This window comes from Virgibacillus kimchii, assembly GCF_055379185.1.
Genome location: NZ_AP043951.1, coordinates 2,309,102 through 2,326,158 on the forward strand (window position 1 = coordinate 2,309,102; position 17,057 = coordinate 2,326,158).

Genomic DNA, 17,057 nt, shown 5'->3' on the forward strand with positions numbered 1-17,057 from the left:
TAAAACTTGGTATAATAGTCGAAAAATGAGTATTAATGACCATCTCTGTAATACAAAAACTGCAGCCATGGACTTCCCGTAACACCATTTCCAGCCGGGAATTTTATAATACATAAACAGGAGGAGAAATATGGGTATTTACATTTACATGGATATACTGCCAAATAAAATTGACAAGGAGGAGTGGGAACGTGTTTATGAAGAATCACTTCAATTGGTTCTGGCGTATCCGTTTATGGATGATGAGGTGGACTTGGAGACTTACGGAGAAATGTGGAGGTATGCACTGCGTACGGACGAGACAGAGATGGAATTTGATTATAATGATCACCAGCCGGGATGGCATTTATATGGAGATTACGAAACGATGCTGGGTGCGGAATCATTTAGTCTTTTCAGGAATATTGAAAGCTACCGGAAGAAAACCCGTACACCTGAAGGCAGCGATGATATTTTAGCGAAGGAGATTAATTGGACTGTGTTTTATGGACAGGAAGAACGCCAAATACCTGTAGGAAATGTTACCATTTTTGACGCGAAAACACAGGGATTTCCATTTCACAACTATATTCTTGCGATTGCCTGTTTGCTGGAAAGCAGGTTTCCAAAGCAAGTGTTAGTCACAGGTGACATCTCCATAGGTCAGATGAGAAAAGCGATGGAATGGGCAAATACCATCCTTGAAAAACCAATCCATTTAACCGAACGGGCTGATAATGACATATTGTTGAGACGAATAAGAAGGCTTGTTGACCGGGAGTTTGATGCCCTAAAGTCTTTTATGCATCTAACCATGCACGCAACAGATGAGCAGCTCGGCAAAACCATCAGGGAACAATTTACTCCGGAAGTCATTAAAGCATATTTTATAGACAGGCTCAAGCAATCCGGCATACAAACGTTAGGATTTCAAGTCGACCTTTCTGAATTTCTCCATCTTGGTTTCAACTTGGAACAGGCCTGTGAAATTTGTGTGCTTGATGAGGATGGCTGCCAGGTTGATGCACGGGAATTTGCGAAAACTGTTTTTTCTCTCGAGTGGCATTTCGAAGGCGAACCTGAACATGATGAAACACCGCTGCGCTTTAATGAACCGGAAAGTGAAGAGCCGGAAACTGTGGACTCCCAGTTTGAAAAAGTATTGATGCAAATGGCCGGTTTTCAGGAAAGTATGAAAGTGAATATGACCTATGAAGACGTGGCAGCTATTTTACAGCATAAGCTTGGAGATTTAGTTGAGATGGCACCGTTGTTGGAAGAAAAAAGAAGTGAATTAGCACAAAACGAGGAAAGTGAAGAAGAAATAAATGATTTATTATTAAAATTGATGGCTGATCGTATTGGAAAAGGGAAGTCTTTGGAACCTGCAGCAAATTACACGATAAGCGATTTGGATTATTTGGTTCTCTGGAAAGAAGGGGATAGTCTGCATCCCAATATTGAAAAGCGTTTAAAACAATTAAAGGATTTCAGGAAAGAAATGATGGAAAGAAATAAGGAAAGATTTGATGATTTTCATGCTTGTTCAGATTACGATAAGATGAGGTGGCTCATCCAGTCGAATCGTTACTTTGTTATACGGAAGGAAGCATGGGATTATTATAGAGAAAATATAAACGATACGGATTTGATAAACGCTGTACTCAGCATTTTATTCGTAAAGGCAGAGGAGAAGTATACGAACCAGTTATGTAAAGCTGTATTAAATAATGTAGCATTATTAAAAAAGTATATTGTTTTTGATTGAAACTCGGGGACGTTTCTTCTTGCGCTGCAGTGAAAAGTGAGGGAAGCGTTTAAGCGGTTTAATTAATAGGATTGATAGATTAACAGGAAAACTCCAGCGAATGGGCTGAAGTTCTCTTTGGGGTGAAAGTAGTTGGGTTGGAGTGAAAAGTTGAGTCTTCGAGCGATTTGTGGTTGAGGTCGAGCGAAATTTCGAGTCTTCGAGCGATTTGCGCTTGCCGTCGAGCGAAATTTTAAGTCTTCGAGCGATTTGCGCTTGCCGTCGAGCGAAATTTTAAGTCTTCGAGCGATCTTCAACTACCGTCGAGCGAAATTTCGAGTCTTCGAGCGATCTTCAACTACCGTCGAGCGAAAACTTAAGTTCCCGAGCGATTTGCGCCTGCTGTCGAGCGAATCCTGAGATTTTGAAAATCCAAACCCTATCTGTTATAAAATAATAAATATCTACTTTTTTAAAATGCAGGCAAAATAACACATAGTATTTTCTTAAAAGAAAGGATGTCTATTTTGGAAAAAACATTTCACCTGCGCACCAACGAACATGCGGAAGTGCTTGATATAACCGCTCAGCTCGAAACATGGGTTCAGGAAACAGGGGTGGAGCATGGCATTCTCGTCGTCTCCTCCCTTCACACCACAGCTGGGATTACGGTAAACGAAAATGCAGATCCGGACGTGAAAACAGACATGCTTATGCGTTTGGAGGAAGTATATCCGTGGGATCATCCGAAAGACAGACATGCCGAGGGAAACACCGCTGCCCATTTGAAAACGAGCACGGTGGGACATGCACAAACACTGGTCATTTCCGGTGGAGAGCTTGTCCTTGGCACCTGGCAAGGCGTATATTTTTGTGAATTTGACGGGCCACGAAACAGAAAATTTCATGGGAAAATAATGAAGGGCTGATCTCCCATGATGACGGTTCTCCTACTGCGCGTTTTGTAATTTCCACAAAACCGAAACAGGAGAATCGTCCTTCTGTCTATCTTTCCACTTTCAAGCCTCTATGATCCACGCACCTATAAGATACCCGAACAACTTTACCTAATTAAAATGAAGCGAGATAATAAATAGTTTTAATATTCATTTACTGAGAATGTTTGTTCGTGTATACTGTTAATATCGATATATAATTGATAAAGGGTGTGTTATAATAATGAGTGTAGAACTAGTGTTGGAGGAGCCTTCAGATTATAAATCAATTTCTCCACCCAACTATGATGCTGCTTGGAAAAATATAATTGAAAAGTTATTTAAAGAGTTTGTGCAGTTTTTCGCACCTGAGTTATATACACAGATCTCATTTGCTGAGGAGCCTGAATTCTTAAAACAAGAGCTGCATAAAATAATTATTAAAAACCTGGAAGGAACAAATTACTCAGATCAGATTGTAAAAGTTTCTTTAAAGAATGGCACAGAAAAATGGGATTTAATTCACGTTGAGGTTCAAGACGAGGTAACCAAGGATTTCTCAAAACGTATGTTTCGTTACTTTTATCGGATATTTGACAAATTCGATCATGAAATCTATGCCATTGCCTTAATAAGAGTGAAACCAACTCGTCCTACCCGGATTATTATCACTATTCTTTCGAAAAAACTAACCTTACTTATGAATATGATGTATATAAATTTCGTGATCACACGATAAAAGAGCTCCAGAAATCCGACAATCCATTTGCGGCTGCAGTAATTGCTGCAAAATGCGCAAATAAATCGAAGAAAGATGAAGTGCAACGCTACAAATTTAAACAAAAACTAATGAAGCAGGTACTTAAACGGTCTTCCCGTCAGGATAAGCAGTCACGTAAATACGTGGAAGCATTATTTTACTTTATTGATGTATTGCTAAAAATCCCTGATGATCTCCAAGAAAAATTAATGGGTGAAATGATTGACCATGCAGGAAAGGAGGGCTTTATTCAAATGGATGCCACCAATAGGGATATGTATTCCCCTACTTTAGATGGAATGATAGAAAGATTGGCGAAGGAAAGAATTGAGAAGGGAATTAAGCAAGGAAAAGAAAAAGGCAGAGAAGAAGGTAGAAGGGAAGGTATGGAAGAAGCGAAAATAGTCCTTGCAAAAAATTTAATCAAAGAAAACTTTTCCAATGAAAAAATAGCAAAATTAATAAGTTGGGAACCTGATAAAATTCAAGCTATTAGAGAATCAGAGGACCACTGAACCCCCATAGCGACGGCTCTCCTGCTTTGCGTTTAACGATTGTCAGAAAACCGCACGCAATAGGAGAACCGTCCTTCTGTTTACACGGCGTCTGTTTTTGCCTCTTCTTCTTTACTTTTGTTAAATAGTTTTTTGAATCGTGGTGAAACATCCAATAGTTTTTGTTGCATATCGATGGCCGGCTCCAGGTTTTGGATACTCTTTTGATAGGAACGAATCATCGCAATCGTGACGAGTGGGTCCAGCAACGCCCGTTTCAGTACGGTTGTTAACACGTACGCGCCAACCAGGGCGAGCGCGCCAAGCATAAATCCGAGTCCCGGTTCATTTGCGGAAAGCAGGCTGGAAACAAACATGAGTGTCATGGCAAAGCCAAGAAAGATGGCGATATTAAATATATAAATAAATAAAACTGCTCCCGCCGCAGTCTTCAACAAACCCTTCCAGCTTTGCCCGTAAAGAACAACACCATCTGTGGCGGATTTCCATACATTTTCTTCCGGATTTTGTTTTTTCCTTACAAAAATATAACTTACAATTGCCTCATCAATGTAATTCAACCCAACAGACATAATGGCATTTATGATTCCGATTATATTTTTTGAACCGGGAATAAAGCTAAAAAAATTTCCAATGCGTATGATCCAGCGCTGAATTTGCCTCACAGCGGCATACACCATTTTATCCAGCACGAATGCCACGTGGGCCGTTCCAAAGTTTTCCGTCACTTTCTCTTTTCCATAGGTGATCTGCCCTTTTCCGTCAGGCACTTTGCCACTGGTCAGTAATTCCACAATAACTGAAATATGGCCGACCTTCACCATATACAGCACGTACCGCTCCAAAAACTTCAAGCCACCGTACACCACTCCAAAAGAAATTAGCATAAGAATGATAAAAGCACCTGAAGCTTCCCCGAACATCCTTATAAGCAAGAATCCAATTCCTACCATAATCCCAAGAAATACAAATGCAGCCAAGGTAAAAATGCCATAAATGACAATGCGCGAGATAAAAAAAGGCAATGTTTTCCGAAACAGCTGCAAAACAGACATATCCATCACGTAACCTCCCTTGTTAAATTCACATTCCAACTGATGATAACAAGCGAAGGTTAAACGTAGGTTAAATCATATGAAATTTTGGGACGATTCTTCCATTAAAATTCTTTAACTGCAAAGGATAAACCGCCCACAATTTTCATCTTGGTAATTGGATAAAATGGAAAAAAGGCATAATGAGTGAATGAAACTGCTCATTGTGCCTCGAGTGTCGCGAAACCTTGAAGAAGTGTTCCTTTGTTTTACGGATGGAACAACACTTTTCCAAAGTTTTCTTTTCTGTTAATAATTTTATCAAACGTTTCTGGTCCTTCTTCGAGTGAAAGGCAGTGGGTCACGATTGGATCCACTTTAATTTGACCTGTGCTCATATAATGCACGGAAGCAGTCCATTCTTTTCCGGGGAATGGCGATGAAATGGCATTCCAGGATCCGAGTACACGCAGCTCGTTGCGGACAATTTTTTCAAAATAAAACCGTTCGATGTGAATATCCGCATAAGGGATTCCCATAAATACAACTTCTCCGCCTTTTTTCGGCAGGGCAAAAACCTGAGCGGAAGTAATGGCGGATCCGGCTGATTCAATAGCAAGATCGACACCGTGGCCATTCGTATGTTCCTGAATTTGCTCGTGAGCGGGTTTTTCTTTGGAATTGATCAGTACGTCAGCACCCAGTTCTTTCGCAATTTCCAGCTTGCTGTCATCTATATCAATGGCAAACACCCTTCTGGCGCCAAATACTTTTGCCCATTGCACCGCTAAGAGACCGATGTTTCCGCATCCCATCACCGCAACATCATCACCGGGATGCATGCTGGTGCGGTAAAGTCCATGGACAACCACTGCGGATGGCTCCACCATGGAAGCAGTATCAAAGTCAACATTGTCAGGGATTGGTACGACATTTTCTTCCGGAAGCTTTGCATATTCCGCATAAGCTCCCGGGTGGTAGGCCCCCATGACATGGAGGTTTTCACAGCGTGCCACTTCGCCTTTTTGGCAGCTTGCACATTTTCCGCAGTAAAATGCTGGGCAGCCGGCAATGCGGTCACCTGGTTTAACCGTGGTTACTCCCTCGCCAACCTCAACAACTTCGCCTGCAAATTCATGTCCGAAAATCGTTCCTTCCACATAGGCCCCGAGCTTGTTATAGCGGGAAATATCCGATCCGCAAATGCCCACAGATTTCACTTTTATAATCACATCATCCGGCTTTTCCACTACCGGTTTTTCTGCATCCTCAAAACGAATATCCTGTTTTCCATATAATTTCAAAGACTTCATTTTATTACATCCTTCCTGTTGCAGCACAGGGGCAGATCCAGTGATTCACTTTTGAACCGGATTAGGATCGCCCTCCTGATGATTTACTTTTTTTTTGCCAAAAAAGAGTTTGAACACCACAAGACCGACGATAATGGTATTAAAAATCACCTGATATTCAAAATAAAAATCAGATATCGCACGCATTGGTCCCAGCATAAAGTCTAAAAACGTATCCATCATTTGGGTTCCCTCATTTCACAGGAATATTTGATTCACACTTATTGTTTGCGTAACTTTTTCTTCAGTCGGGTTAGGCATAGGGGTGCACAGAGTTACATGGTGGTGTTGCCTTGTTAGTTTGGGTGTTTAGAAAATTTCTCTGTTACCTTTTGTGCTGAAAATCCACTATTGCGGGCACTGACATCGCTTCTCGGTTACCTTTTGCACTGATATTCCGCTCTTACGGGCACTGACACCGCTTCTCTGTTACCTTTTGCACTGATATTCCGCTCTTGCGGGCACTGACACAGCTTCTCTGTTACCTTTTGCACTGATATTCCGCTCTTACGGGCGCTGACATCGCTTCTCTGTTACCTTTTGCACTGATATTCCGCTCTTGCGGGCACTGACACCGCTTCTCTGTTACCTTTCACACGGAATATCCACTATTGCGGGCACTGACACAGCTTCTCTGTTACCTTTTGCACTGATATTCCGCTCTTACGGGCACTGACACCGCTTCTCTGTTACCTTTTGCACTGATATTCCGCTCTTACGGGCACTGACACCGCTTCTCTGTTACCTTTTACACGGAATATCCACTATTGCGGGCGCTGACACAGCTTCTCTGTTACCTTTTGCACTGATATTCCGCTCTTGCGGGCACTGACATCGCTTCTCTGTTACCTTTCACACGGAATATCCACTCTTACGGGCACTGACATCGCTTCTCTGTTACCTTTCACACGGAATATCCACTCTTACGGGCACTGACATCGCTTCTCTGTTACCTTTTACACGGAATATCCACTATTGCGGGCGCTGACACAGCTTCTCTGTTACCTTTTGCACTGATATTCCGCTCTTGCGGGCACTGACATCGCTTCTCTGTTACCCTTTCCACGGAATATCCACTCTTGCGGGCACTGACATCGCTTCTCTGTTACCTTGAGCGGTGTCTCCCCCACTCGTCAGGGCATTGAGAATGTTTTTCTCTTACCTCCGGCGGAAACACTCCAAGCTATAAGAACACCGTGTGCCTTCGAGAGTTATAACTAACTACCATCTCCAACTAATAATTAATAAGAAGCCGTAGAAGTTCCGCCTGTTACTATCGCAACTGCACCGCTCGCACCAATTCTGCTTGCGCCGGCTTCGACAATTTTTACAGCGTCATCATAGGTTTTTACACCGCCGGCTGCTTTCACGCCAATTTTTTCCCCGGCCACTGACTTCAACAGTTTTACATCTTCAACTGTTGCACCGCCACCGTTAAACCCTGTGGCTGTCTTTACAAAATCAGCACCTGCTTCGATAATCAGTTCGGTTGCCTTTACCTTTTCTTCATCCGTCAGCAGTGCGGTTTCTATAATAACTTTGGTCGTCAAGCCATTGGCGGCTTTCACTACCTCAGCAATATCATTATTTACCACATCGTATTCGCCGGATTTCATCGCACCCAGGTTGATCAGTATATCTATCTCTTCGGCACCATTTTTGATTGCTTCCTTCGTTTCCTCCACTTTTACATGAGTTGTGGCCCCACCAAGGGAAAAACCGATTGGAACGCCGACTTTGATGCCGTGCGGGGACAAGAGCGAATGTGCGTGGGAAACGTAATAAGGATTGACAAAAACAGTTTTAAAACCGTGCTCAATCGTCTCTTCGCAAAACTTCGTAATATCCTCTTTTGTCGCCGTCGGATTTAACAGCGTATAATCTATCAAGTCAATAAGGTTCTGCTTATCCAAACTGATCCACTCCTTATATAAGTCCGCTTTAACGCTTTAGAGCAGTGTGGGTCTGACCCCCACTACATTACCACTTTAACGCGTTACCACTTTAGCGCGGCGGGGGTCTGACCCCCGCTCAGTCGACCCCCGCTCAGTCGACTGGGGTGAGGAGGACTTTGATGGCTTGGCCGCTTTTGATGGCGTCGTATGCTTTGTCCCACTCGGTGATGTCGAATTCGTGGGTGACGAGTGATTTTGCGTCTACTTTTCCATTATTCATGAGCGCTAGGGATGGTTCCCAATCGGCGGGTTTTTGGCTTCTGCTTCCGACGACGCGGATTTCTCGCTGGATTATTTTCTCCAGATCAAAATTCACTTCCGGCTCGGGAAATAGCCCGACCTGGCAGTATTGGCCTTTTTTCCGCAGCAGGCTGAGACCCTGCCTTGCTGCCGGCACTGCTCCGGAGCATTCAAACACGATATCTGCACCATAGCCATCCGTCAGCTCATTAACGATCTCTTTTATATTTTCCTGTTGTGTATCCACTGCATGGTCGATGCCAAGTTCCAGTGCTTTGTCCAGACGAATTTTATCGTTCGTCAACCCGGTAATCATCACCTTTGCTCCGCGGCTTTTGGCAACCTGGGCCATAAATAAGCCAATGGGTCCCGGGCCGATCACAATAGCAAGATCGCCATCATGAATATCCACTTTTTCAGCTGCATGATGTGTACAAGCAAGTGGCTCTGTCATGGAAGCTGATTGAAAGTCCACATTCTCCGGCAAATGGTGCACACTGTCTTTTCTGGCAACCAAATACTTGGCAAACCCGCCGTCCTGCTGGGTTCCAAGCCCTTTACGGTACGGACATAAATTATAATCCTTCGTCTGGCAATATTCACATTCACCGCAAATATAAAAAGTTGTTTCCGATGTGACACGATCACCCGGTTTAAATTCAGTTACGCCTTCACCGACATCAACGACTACGCCGGAAAATTCATGCCCTAAGGTGACAGGCACCCCTACTTTGTAATGTCCTTCATAGGTGTGTATGTCCGAGCCGCATACGCCTGCATATTTTACTTCGATCTTTACCTGGTCTTTGCCGGCTTCCGGAACAGGTTTGTCCTGCAGTTCCAGATTGCCGAAACCATGGTCTGTTTTTACGAGTGATTTCATGCTAAGTTCCCTCCCTGGATGTCGTAGAGAAATGTGAAGAAGGGAGAGGCAACCGTCCTCAATGACGGCATTCCGCCCATCGCTAAGTTCCTCTCCCCCTGTCATCCAAATTAGTTAAACAAATTAAACAGCTGGTAAATCACATAGTTCACAATGTTACCGCCCTGGTCAATACTGGAGATCATTGCGGATCCTTCCGGCATATTGAAGTTCGGTGCATTTTCTGCCATTTGTGTAAATACCGGCGCCACGTCTGTTGCAACATACAAGGAAATCGCAATCATCACGGCACCTACAATGACAGAGTGCACGATGTTACCGCGGGCAGCACCTACGATAAATGCTACAATAAACGGTATCGTTGCCAAGTCACCGAATGGAAGCAGCGCGTTCCCCGGTAAAATAACTGCCATGACAACAGTAATCGGAACAAGAATAAGTGCTGTGGCAATTACTGCCGGATGTCCCAGTGCTACTGCGGCATCCAATCCAATATAAATTTCTTTATCACCAAAGCGTTTATTCAGCCATTCTCTCGCTGATTCGGAAACAGGCATAAGCCCTTCCATCAAGATTTTTACCATGCGCGGCATTAATACCATTACCGCGGCCATCGCCATACCAATTTCAATAATCTCACCAACATTGTACCCTGCCAGTGCCCCAATTCCGGCACCAAGCACTAAACCGACAAATATTGATTCCCCAAAAACACCAAATCTTTTTTGAATTGTTTCCGGGTCCGCGTTCAGCTTGTTTATTCCAGGAATTTTTTCCAACAGTCTGACGAGCCAGATTCCCGGTGCATAGGAAATGGTACTTCCCGTTGCAATGGAAACTCCCGGCAAATCATAGAAGTCACGCATCATTGGTGCTGTCCAGTCAGCAACTTTCAGACAAACGATCTGGAATAGTACCGCTGCAATCAACCCTTGAATAATACTTCCGGAAATGGCGTATACCATGGCAGCCATGAAAGTGTAATGCCAGAAATTCCAAATGTCCACGTTCATCGTTTTTGTGGTTTTTGTAACTAGCATTAATACGTTTACTACCAGTCCCAGTGGAATAATGAACCCTGCGACTACGGAAGCCCAGGCAATGGTAGATGTCGCAGGCCAACCTACGTCAATCACATTTAATTCGACACCAAGCCGGTCGACCATGCCCTGTGCAGCTGGTCCGAGATTCAGAACGAGTAAATCAATAACGAGGAAAATACCTACAAATGCTACCCCAATTGTCAAACCGGAGCGAAAGGCCTTTCCAAATTTTTGGCCGAAAAACAACCCCAATAATAAGATGGCTACTGGAAGAATGACAGTTGCCCCCAGATCCAGAAAGCCTTGTATAAAACTTACAAATGCGTCCATCGTGTGGTCCTCCCTGCATTTCAGATTTAATTTTTTACTTTGTTATATAATCGATAAAATGAATACCGTTTCATCTATTTTCACGTTGCATACATTTACAAATTCACGATGAAAAAAACTTGGCTAACCGACATGACAGGTAGCCGGTTAGCTTACTTCCCTTACTTCTGAAGCTCTTCCAGAATTTCTTTTTTCGTATCTTCCACTCCAATACCTGTAAGGAAGTTGCGTGCATTAATTACTGGAAATGGAAATTCTTTTTGTGTCATTGCAGTCGTTACAAGCAAATCAGCTGTTTCCAGATAGCTGTTTACTTCTGCAATTTTGATCTGTTTTAAATCCACTTTCAGGTTATGCTCTTTTGCCATTTCTTCTATGGCATTGTTAACAACGGTGGATGTAGCAATGCCAGCACCGCAAGCTACCAATACTTGTTTCGTTTCCGCCATTATTGTTCACCTCCTTCAACGTCAAGTGACAATTTATCTGCCAATAATTGTTTCATTGCTGTCTTATCTTTTTCATTTGCAATCGTCATAAGCGTTTCTTCATCCTGAAAAACTTGCATTAATTGCTGCAGTAGGGAAAGCTGGTCCTGTGAATCATTCATTGCCAGCATAAATACCACCTTGACCGGTGTGGTCTCCTCAGGAGCACCACCCATAATTCCGAATTCCACCGGTTCTTTCAATGTAGCAACACTGATTGTTTTAGTATGAACATGTTCCACATCTGTATGCGGAATGGCAACAGATACCCCGCTTGTGGGAAGTCCCGTTGCAAACTCCCCTTCCCTATTGATGACCGCTTGTGAAAAGCTTTCTTTCACCAAGTCTTTTTCATGCAAATTATTTGCCATTGTACTTAATACTTCTTTATATGAGTTACCTTCCAGATCAATGGAAATGGTGGATTCATTCAAAACGATTGTATTCATGGTTGTTCCTCTTTTCTTCACTTAATTTGAATAGTTTTTGATTATTTCATAAATGTCATCCTCAGAATCCGCTTTGACAAGGGCAGTTCTATCTTCCTCGGACCCTGCAAGTTTCATAAGCTGCATTAACGCTTTCAGGTGTTTTTGCTTATCTTCTGCTGCAATGACGACAATAATATTAATCAAATAATCTTCGGTGAAAGCTACCCCCTCTTCCAGCCTGAGAAGACTCATGGAAACTTCATTCACACCTTCATCAGGTGCTGCATGAGGGATAGCAAAATTTGGGCCGATGACGATATACGGATCTTTTTCATAAAGATGAATCATCGCATCGACATACGCCGGTTGGATAGCCCCATTGGCAATCAATGGTTCAGCCGCGATTTTTATCGCTTCCTCCCACGACCCGGCGGATTTCTTCAAGGTAATCGTTTCCGGTGTAATCAAATCCCGCAATGTAAGGGAGCGGGTAATATCTTCTTTCTTTTTTATTGAAGCATCTTCATCCCGGTGTATATAACGGTGCAAGTCAGCTCTCAGCTTATTTTCGTCCTTGATGTCCGCTTCTTTTTTAATGATTTCCATAAGCTCGTCTATATCCATTTCCGTCGGGATATATCCATACATCTCAAGCATGACCTGCTTGCGTAAGAGTGTCTTTTCCTCTCTTTCCAAAAATGAACTCGCCTTGAACAACTTTTTGTTTGTATCCAACGAAACCGGAGAAAACACAATATCATAATCCAGCTCATAATGATTAAATTCTCTTACGGACAAGGAATCCAGAAAGATAAATTCCGGAAACAGATCTCTCAATTCACTGAACATGAGTCTGGAAACAGATACCCCTTTTGGACAAACAACGACAGCCTTAATTTTTTCCTGGATGCTGTCCCCTTGCCTCGCCAGCCATCCACCAATCAGCATCGTTAAATATACTGTTTCATTTTCAGGGATCTTTTTCCCGATCAGATCTTCAAGCGGCTGTGTGGATTGCTGCACGAGATGATGCAGTTCCATATATTCTTTACTGACTAAATGATGATTATCGTGCAGCTCCGTAAGCTCATATTTTATCCGGTAATATGCCGGCCTGATATGAAGTAATAATTTATTTAATAATTGCGCTCTGTCCTGAAAAAATATAATAGCTTTCTTCTCAAATAGCCGGAGCATATCATCCACTGCCTGCTTCAGATCAGGGGTGGCATCATCTGTCAAAAACGCAGACGAATGCACATTCATCGTTAAGAGGTGCAACGTAATAAACAGCCGCTCCCCCGTTGGAATTTCTTTCATATCATATAAAATTTCTTCCGTTGCTGCGTATTCTTTTGTATCGGATAATGCTTCATAATCTATGGAGAAAGAGGTGATCGTATCGCCTTTCATTATTCTTCGCATCACTAAAAGCAAAATATATGGCATGATCGCGATTTTTTCATCGGTGAATTGCAGGTTCAGTTTCTGTTCGACGAGTTCAATTCTTTCATGCAGATCCTTGACTTCTGCTTGTTTTATTCCAGCCAGTTCGCGAAGTCGCTCATCGCCGTTTGGCATGTCCAGCAATTTACCGACAACATGGATAAGCAGTCTTCTCACGTGAAATTCCTTGCCTTCCAACAAATAACCATCGCGCCTTGAATAGCGGATGCCCAAGCCAAACTGCTCTGCCAGATGCTGGGCTCGTTTGAGATCGGCAAGTACTGTATTCTTGCTCACTTTTAAACCATCAGTGAAATGATTGAGCGATAAATCATCCTGACTCAGCACCATCATCACAACCATGTACATTCGCTGTTGTTCACTTAAAACCGAAATGTCTTGCTTTTTTGGTTTCTGATTGCCAAAAAAGTTAGTAAACACCGACTGATCTATAATGAAGTGACCTTTCCTGGTTCGTTCAATGACAGGAAGCTTGTTTTCCAGCAGCCAATCGTTAATCTTATCCATGCTGTAACCGAGCTGCCTTCTCGTTAAGCCGTACTTCTTTTCGATTTCTTTGCTATTTACGCCTGGATTATTTATTAATTCATCCAGAATTGTGTTACTGCGATCATCCAGTTTCATCATGATCCCTCTTTCACTTTTTATTCTAACACTGCTGCGATGCGTGTTGGGGACGTTTTCATCTGAATCTATTGAACATATTTTGTACATCACTGTGATTTGTATGTGCAAAAGTGGAATAAGCGGGAGTTTCTGGTGCATGGGATGGCGGGTGGAAGTGGTGGTGTGTTGGAATGATTTGATATTGTTGAGCGAATTTTGGGCGGGGAGAGCGAAATCACCCCTGGATCGAGCGATTTTTTGGATTGTAGAGCGTTTTTTGATTGGGATTGAGCGTTTGAATAGTCGAGCGAAATTTAATCGGGGTCGAGCAAAATCGCCTCTAGGTCGATCGTTTTTTTGGATTGTCGAGCGTAACCATCCCTGGGCGCCGCACGATGAGCTTAAAAAGGAAAGCTACTGTCCAATAGCTTTCCCTCCGCATTCAACCCTTCACTTCTTCCAACATCTCTTCAATCGCTCTTTCAACACCATTCTCCGTATTTTTTCCGGTCATAAAATCACAAAGCACCTTGATTTCGTCTGCTGCATTTCCCATCGCAACCGAACGGCCGGCCGCCTTCAGCATGCTGGCATCATTCAGGTTATCTCCAATCGCCATGACATCTTTCATTTGAATACCAAGGCTTTTCGCATATTGCTCCAGCGCGGTTCCTTTTTGTGCCGCCACATGGTTAAATTCTATATTGATCCCACCGGAGGACGTGATCGCTAAACTCTTTTCATTGATTAATTGTTTATGAACCGCATCAAGCTTTGGCTTTTCCATGGAGAAACCAAGAATTTTGTACACATTTATGTCCTTATTGGAAAAGACGGATTCAAAAGTCTCCACAAATTCCACATCTTCATATTGAAAACGAAGCTCTGCTGTTTTGCGAAGCTCTTCTTCCGGTAAATGAGGATTTGCTGATCTTAATATGTCCAGCATGACCCCTAAGAAATATTCCCTGCTTGTGGAATAAACACCGTTATTCGTAAACACTTCAAAATATAAGTCATTATTCCGGCATGCGTCATATACTATTCGAACTTGCGCTTCATCCATTGGGATATCCCGGAGCAATTCTTTTTCGGCTGTATAGGTATTTGCACCATTCAATGAAATGATGGGAGCACGCAATCCGGCATCACGAAGCGGCAAATTCGCTGCATCAAAGCTTCTTCCAGTAGCGACGACAAACTCCATGCCGAGATCCATTGCTTTTTTAATGGCAGCAGCATTCTCCTCACTTACCAAACCATTTTCATCCAACAGCGTTCCATCCAAGTCTGTTGCAATTAATTTCATATTGTATTTCTCCTTATCTGCTTGATTATCTGCATATTATCTCATTCCATAGACACATTATCCATTATTTTATATTGGAAGGGTGCTGGCAGGAGGCAGTTTTGTTGTTGAATAGGAAGATCGAGCTGCCTTTGCAATGGTCCTGCAGATCTTTACCTCAGCCATTTTTCAAAAAATGAATTAATTGTTTTTTTCAATTGATTGAATTATAATAAAACCAATCTTTTAACCAACTTGCAAAAATACATAAAAAAGGAGAAAACATCTATGAAACTCACAAAAAAAGCAATCGCTTACTTACTATTGGCAGTGTTTTTGGCTATTTTCCTTTCTGCCTGTGCCGGCGAACCTGATGAAGATGGTGCAGCTGATGCAACCGGTGATGAACCGGAGGAAAGCGAGGGCGGGGATTTGGTCATTGCCAAAGCTTCCGATGCGGTGTCGCTTGATCCGAATGGTTCCAACGATATCCCTTCCTACGATGTCCAGATTAATATTTTCGAGACGTTGGTAAAACAAAATAACGAGATGGAATTGACGCCAAGTCTTGCAACAGATTGGGAAGCTATTGACGAAAATGTTTGGGAGTTTGACCTTCGCGAAGGGGTCACCTTTCACGATGGAGCTGCATTTAATGCCGATGTCGTGAAAAAGAATATTGAGCGAATTATTGACCCGGAAGTAGGATCTTCCCAGGCTTCCTTGTTTGAAATGGTGACTGATATAGAAGTTGTTGATGACTATACGATCCGATTTACGACGGAATACCCATTTGCCTCGCTGCCTGCCCATCTGGCACATCCAGTCAGTGGAATGGTGTCGCCTGATTTAATTGATGAAGATTATGCGGCGATGGAAGATGGCAATGAACCCGGAACGAAAATTAATGAGCAACCAATCGGAACAGGATTTTTCGAATTTGATGCATGGAGTCCGGGAGAGTTTGTCCGCCTGACGAGGAATGATGACTATTGGGACGATCCTGCCAAACTGGACTCTGTAACATTTAAGGTGGTCAGTGAGGATCTGACGCGGGTTGCCGAGATTCAAACCGGCGATTCCCATATTACGAATCCGTTAAGCCCGTCTGATGTGGAGCAAGTAAATGCCCATGATGAAACAAGTGTGCAGCAACAGGAAAGTGTGAGCCTGGCATATATCGGCTTTAATATGGAGAAGGAGCCGTTTGATGACCAGCGCGTGCGGCAAGCCATTTCCATGGCCATTGATAAGGAGCAGATTATTGATGGCATTTACGACGGCTACGCGGTACCTGCTGTAGGTCCTATTCCGCCGGGCGTGCTGGGGCATGAAGAAGATGGATCCGACTTGGACTATGATATCGAAAAAGCAAAGGAACTGCTGGCGGAGGCCGGATATGAAGATGGTTTTGAAACGAGCATCTGGACGAATGACAGCAGAGAGCGTATTGATACGGCCACAAATGTTCAGGCGCAACTGGAGCAAATTGGTATTGATGTAAACATTGAAGTGCTGGAGTGGGGTGCTTATCTTGAGGCCACCGAAAATGGCGAGCATGATATGTATGTGCTCGGCTGGGTGACAGGCACCGGGGATGCGGATTATTCCACCTACCCGCTGTATCATTCGCAAAATGTCGGGGCACCGGGAAATAGAACTTTCCTCCAGGATGAAGAGATCGACCAACTATTGGCTGAGGGCCGCCAGACTTTTGATGATGAAGAACGGCATGAAGTTTACCGGGAATTGCAGGAAAAGCTCGTGGACCTTTCACCGAAAATTTATCTCCATTACTCCGAGTACCTGCTTGGTGTGCGGGATGAAGTGAAAGGGTTGGAGCAGCTGCCGACCCAATATTTAATGCTGAAAGATGTATATTTGGAAAATTAATCTTGGTTAAAAAGCTAGATTACAACATAGATTTACTTTAATATAATAGTAGAGCTAAACCGCATGAAATCATGGTATTGAATTCATGCGGTTTGTCCATGCAATCCGATT

15 protein-coding genes are annotated in these 17,057 nt (G+C 43.1%); 5 read left to right on the forward strand and 10 right to left on the reverse strand.

The features are described from left to right. Nucleotides 1–130: 130 nt before the first annotated feature. From ACZ42C_RS11230 to ACZ42C_RS11245, 4 genes are all read left to right on the forward strand, one after another. Nucleotides 131–1,747 carry a hypothetical protein gene (locus ACZ42C_RS11230; RefSeq protein WP_461183125.1) on the forward strand — a complete coding sequence of 539 codons (1,617 nt, stop codon included), beginning with the start codon at nt 131–133 and terminating at the stop codon, nt 1,745–1,747. A gap of 506 nt (nt 1,748–2,253) precedes the next feature. Beyond that, nucleotides 2,254–2,655 carry a secondary thiamine-phosphate synthase enzyme YjbQ gene (locus ACZ42C_RS11235; protein WP_461183126.1) on the forward strand — a complete coding sequence of 134 codons (402 nt, stop codon included), beginning with the start codon at nt 2,254–2,256 and terminating at the stop codon, nt 2,653–2,655. Between the two features lie 250 nt (nt 2,656–2,905). Then, nucleotides 2,906–3,400: an RpnC/YadD family protein gene (locus ACZ42C_RS11240; protein WP_461183127.1), complete on the forward strand. Its 495-nt coding sequence runs from the start codon at nt 2,906–2,908 to the stop codon at nt 3,398–3,400. 164 nt (nt 3,401–3,564) lie between these two features. Next, entirely contained in the window at nt 3,565–3,936 is a 372-nt protein-coding gene (locus ACZ42C_RS11245; protein ID WP_461183128.1) for a hypothetical protein, read from the forward strand. A gap of 80 nt (nt 3,937–4,016) precedes the next feature. On the opposite strand, the gene ACZ42C_RS11250 is transcribed toward ACZ42C_RS11245, so the two are convergent. The 10 genes from ACZ42C_RS11250 to ACZ42C_RS11295 all read right to left on the reverse strand — a co-directional run bounded on the left by ACZ42C_RS11250 (nt 4,017) and on the right by ACZ42C_RS11295 (nt 15,074). Beyond that, a complete protein-coding gene (locus ACZ42C_RS11250) occupies nt 4,017–4,997 on the reverse strand; it encodes a hypothetical protein (RefSeq protein ID WP_461183129.1) in 981 nt (326 codons plus the stop codon). Between the two features lie 242 nt (nt 4,998–5,239). After that, a complete protein-coding gene (locus ACZ42C_RS11255) occupies nt 5,240–6,283 on the reverse strand; it encodes a galactitol-1-phosphate 5-dehydrogenase (RefSeq protein ID WP_461183130.1) in 1,044 nt (347 codons plus the stop codon). A gap of 45 nt (nt 6,284–6,328) precedes the next feature. Further along, nucleotides 6,329–6,505 (reverse strand): hypothetical protein, encoded by a 177-nt coding sequence (locus ACZ42C_RS11260; protein WP_461183131.1) that lies wholly within the window; start codon nt 6,503–6,505, stop codon nt 6,329–6,331. Between the two features lie 1,058 nt (nt 6,506–7,563). Next, nucleotides 7,564–8,235 (reverse strand): deoxyribose-phosphate aldolase, encoded by a 672-nt coding sequence (gene deoC, locus ACZ42C_RS11265; RefSeq protein WP_461183132.1) that lies wholly within the window; start codon nt 8,233–8,235, stop codon nt 7,564–7,566. A gap of 133 nt (nt 8,236–8,368) precedes the next feature. Then, nucleotides 8,369–9,400, reverse strand: coding sequence for a zinc-binding dehydrogenase (locus tag ACZ42C_RS11270; protein ID WP_461183133.1), 1,032 nt, complete (start codon nt 9,398–9,400; stop codon nt 8,369–8,371). A 110-nt stretch (nt 9,401–9,510) separates the two neighbouring features. Beyond that, the gene (locus tag ACZ42C_RS11275; protein ID WP_461183134.1) at nt 9,511–10,773 is read right to left on the reverse strand and encodes a galactitol-specific PTS transporter subunit IIC; all 1,263 of its coding nucleotides are present in this window, start codon (nt 10,771–10,773) and stop codon (nt 9,511–9,513) included. Nucleotides 10,774–10,934: 161 nt separating this feature from the next. Beyond that, nucleotides 10,935–11,222 carry a PTS sugar transporter subunit IIB gene (locus ACZ42C_RS11280; protein ID WP_461183135.1) on the reverse strand — a complete coding sequence of 96 codons (288 nt, stop codon included), beginning with the start codon at nt 11,220–11,222 and terminating at the stop codon, nt 10,935–10,937. Beyond that, nucleotides 11,222–11,710 carry a PTS sugar transporter subunit IIA gene (locus tag ACZ42C_RS11285; RefSeq protein ID WP_461183136.1) on the reverse strand — a complete coding sequence of 163 codons (489 nt, stop codon included), beginning with the start codon at nt 11,708–11,710 and terminating at the stop codon, nt 11,222–11,224. The genes ACZ42C_RS11280 and ACZ42C_RS11285 overlap by 1 nt, the downstream gene beginning before the upstream one ends. A 21-nt stretch (nt 11,711–11,731) precedes the next feature. Beyond that, on the reverse strand, nt 11,732–13,786 hold the full coding sequence (locus tag ACZ42C_RS11290; protein ID WP_464891253.1) for a BglG family transcription antiterminator: 2,055 nt from the start codon (nt 13,784–13,786) through the stop codon (nt 11,732–11,734). 421 nt (nt 13,787–14,207) lie between these two features. Continuing rightward, complete coding sequence (locus tag ACZ42C_RS11295) at nt 14,208–15,074, reverse strand: Cof-type HAD-IIB family hydrolase (RefSeq protein ID WP_461183138.1); 867 nt, start codon at nt 15,072–15,074, stop codon at nt 14,208–14,210. A gap of 267 nt (nt 15,075–15,341) precedes the next feature. Here ACZ42C_RS11295 and ACZ42C_RS11300 point away from each other — a divergent pair, with 267 nt between their 5' ends. After that, nucleotides 15,342–16,946 carry a glutathione ABC transporter substrate-binding protein gene (locus ACZ42C_RS11300; protein WP_461183139.1) on the forward strand — a complete coding sequence of 535 codons (1,605 nt, stop codon included), beginning with the start codon at nt 15,342–15,344 and terminating at the stop codon, nt 16,944–16,946. Nucleotides 16,947–17,057 lie beyond the last annotated feature (111 nt).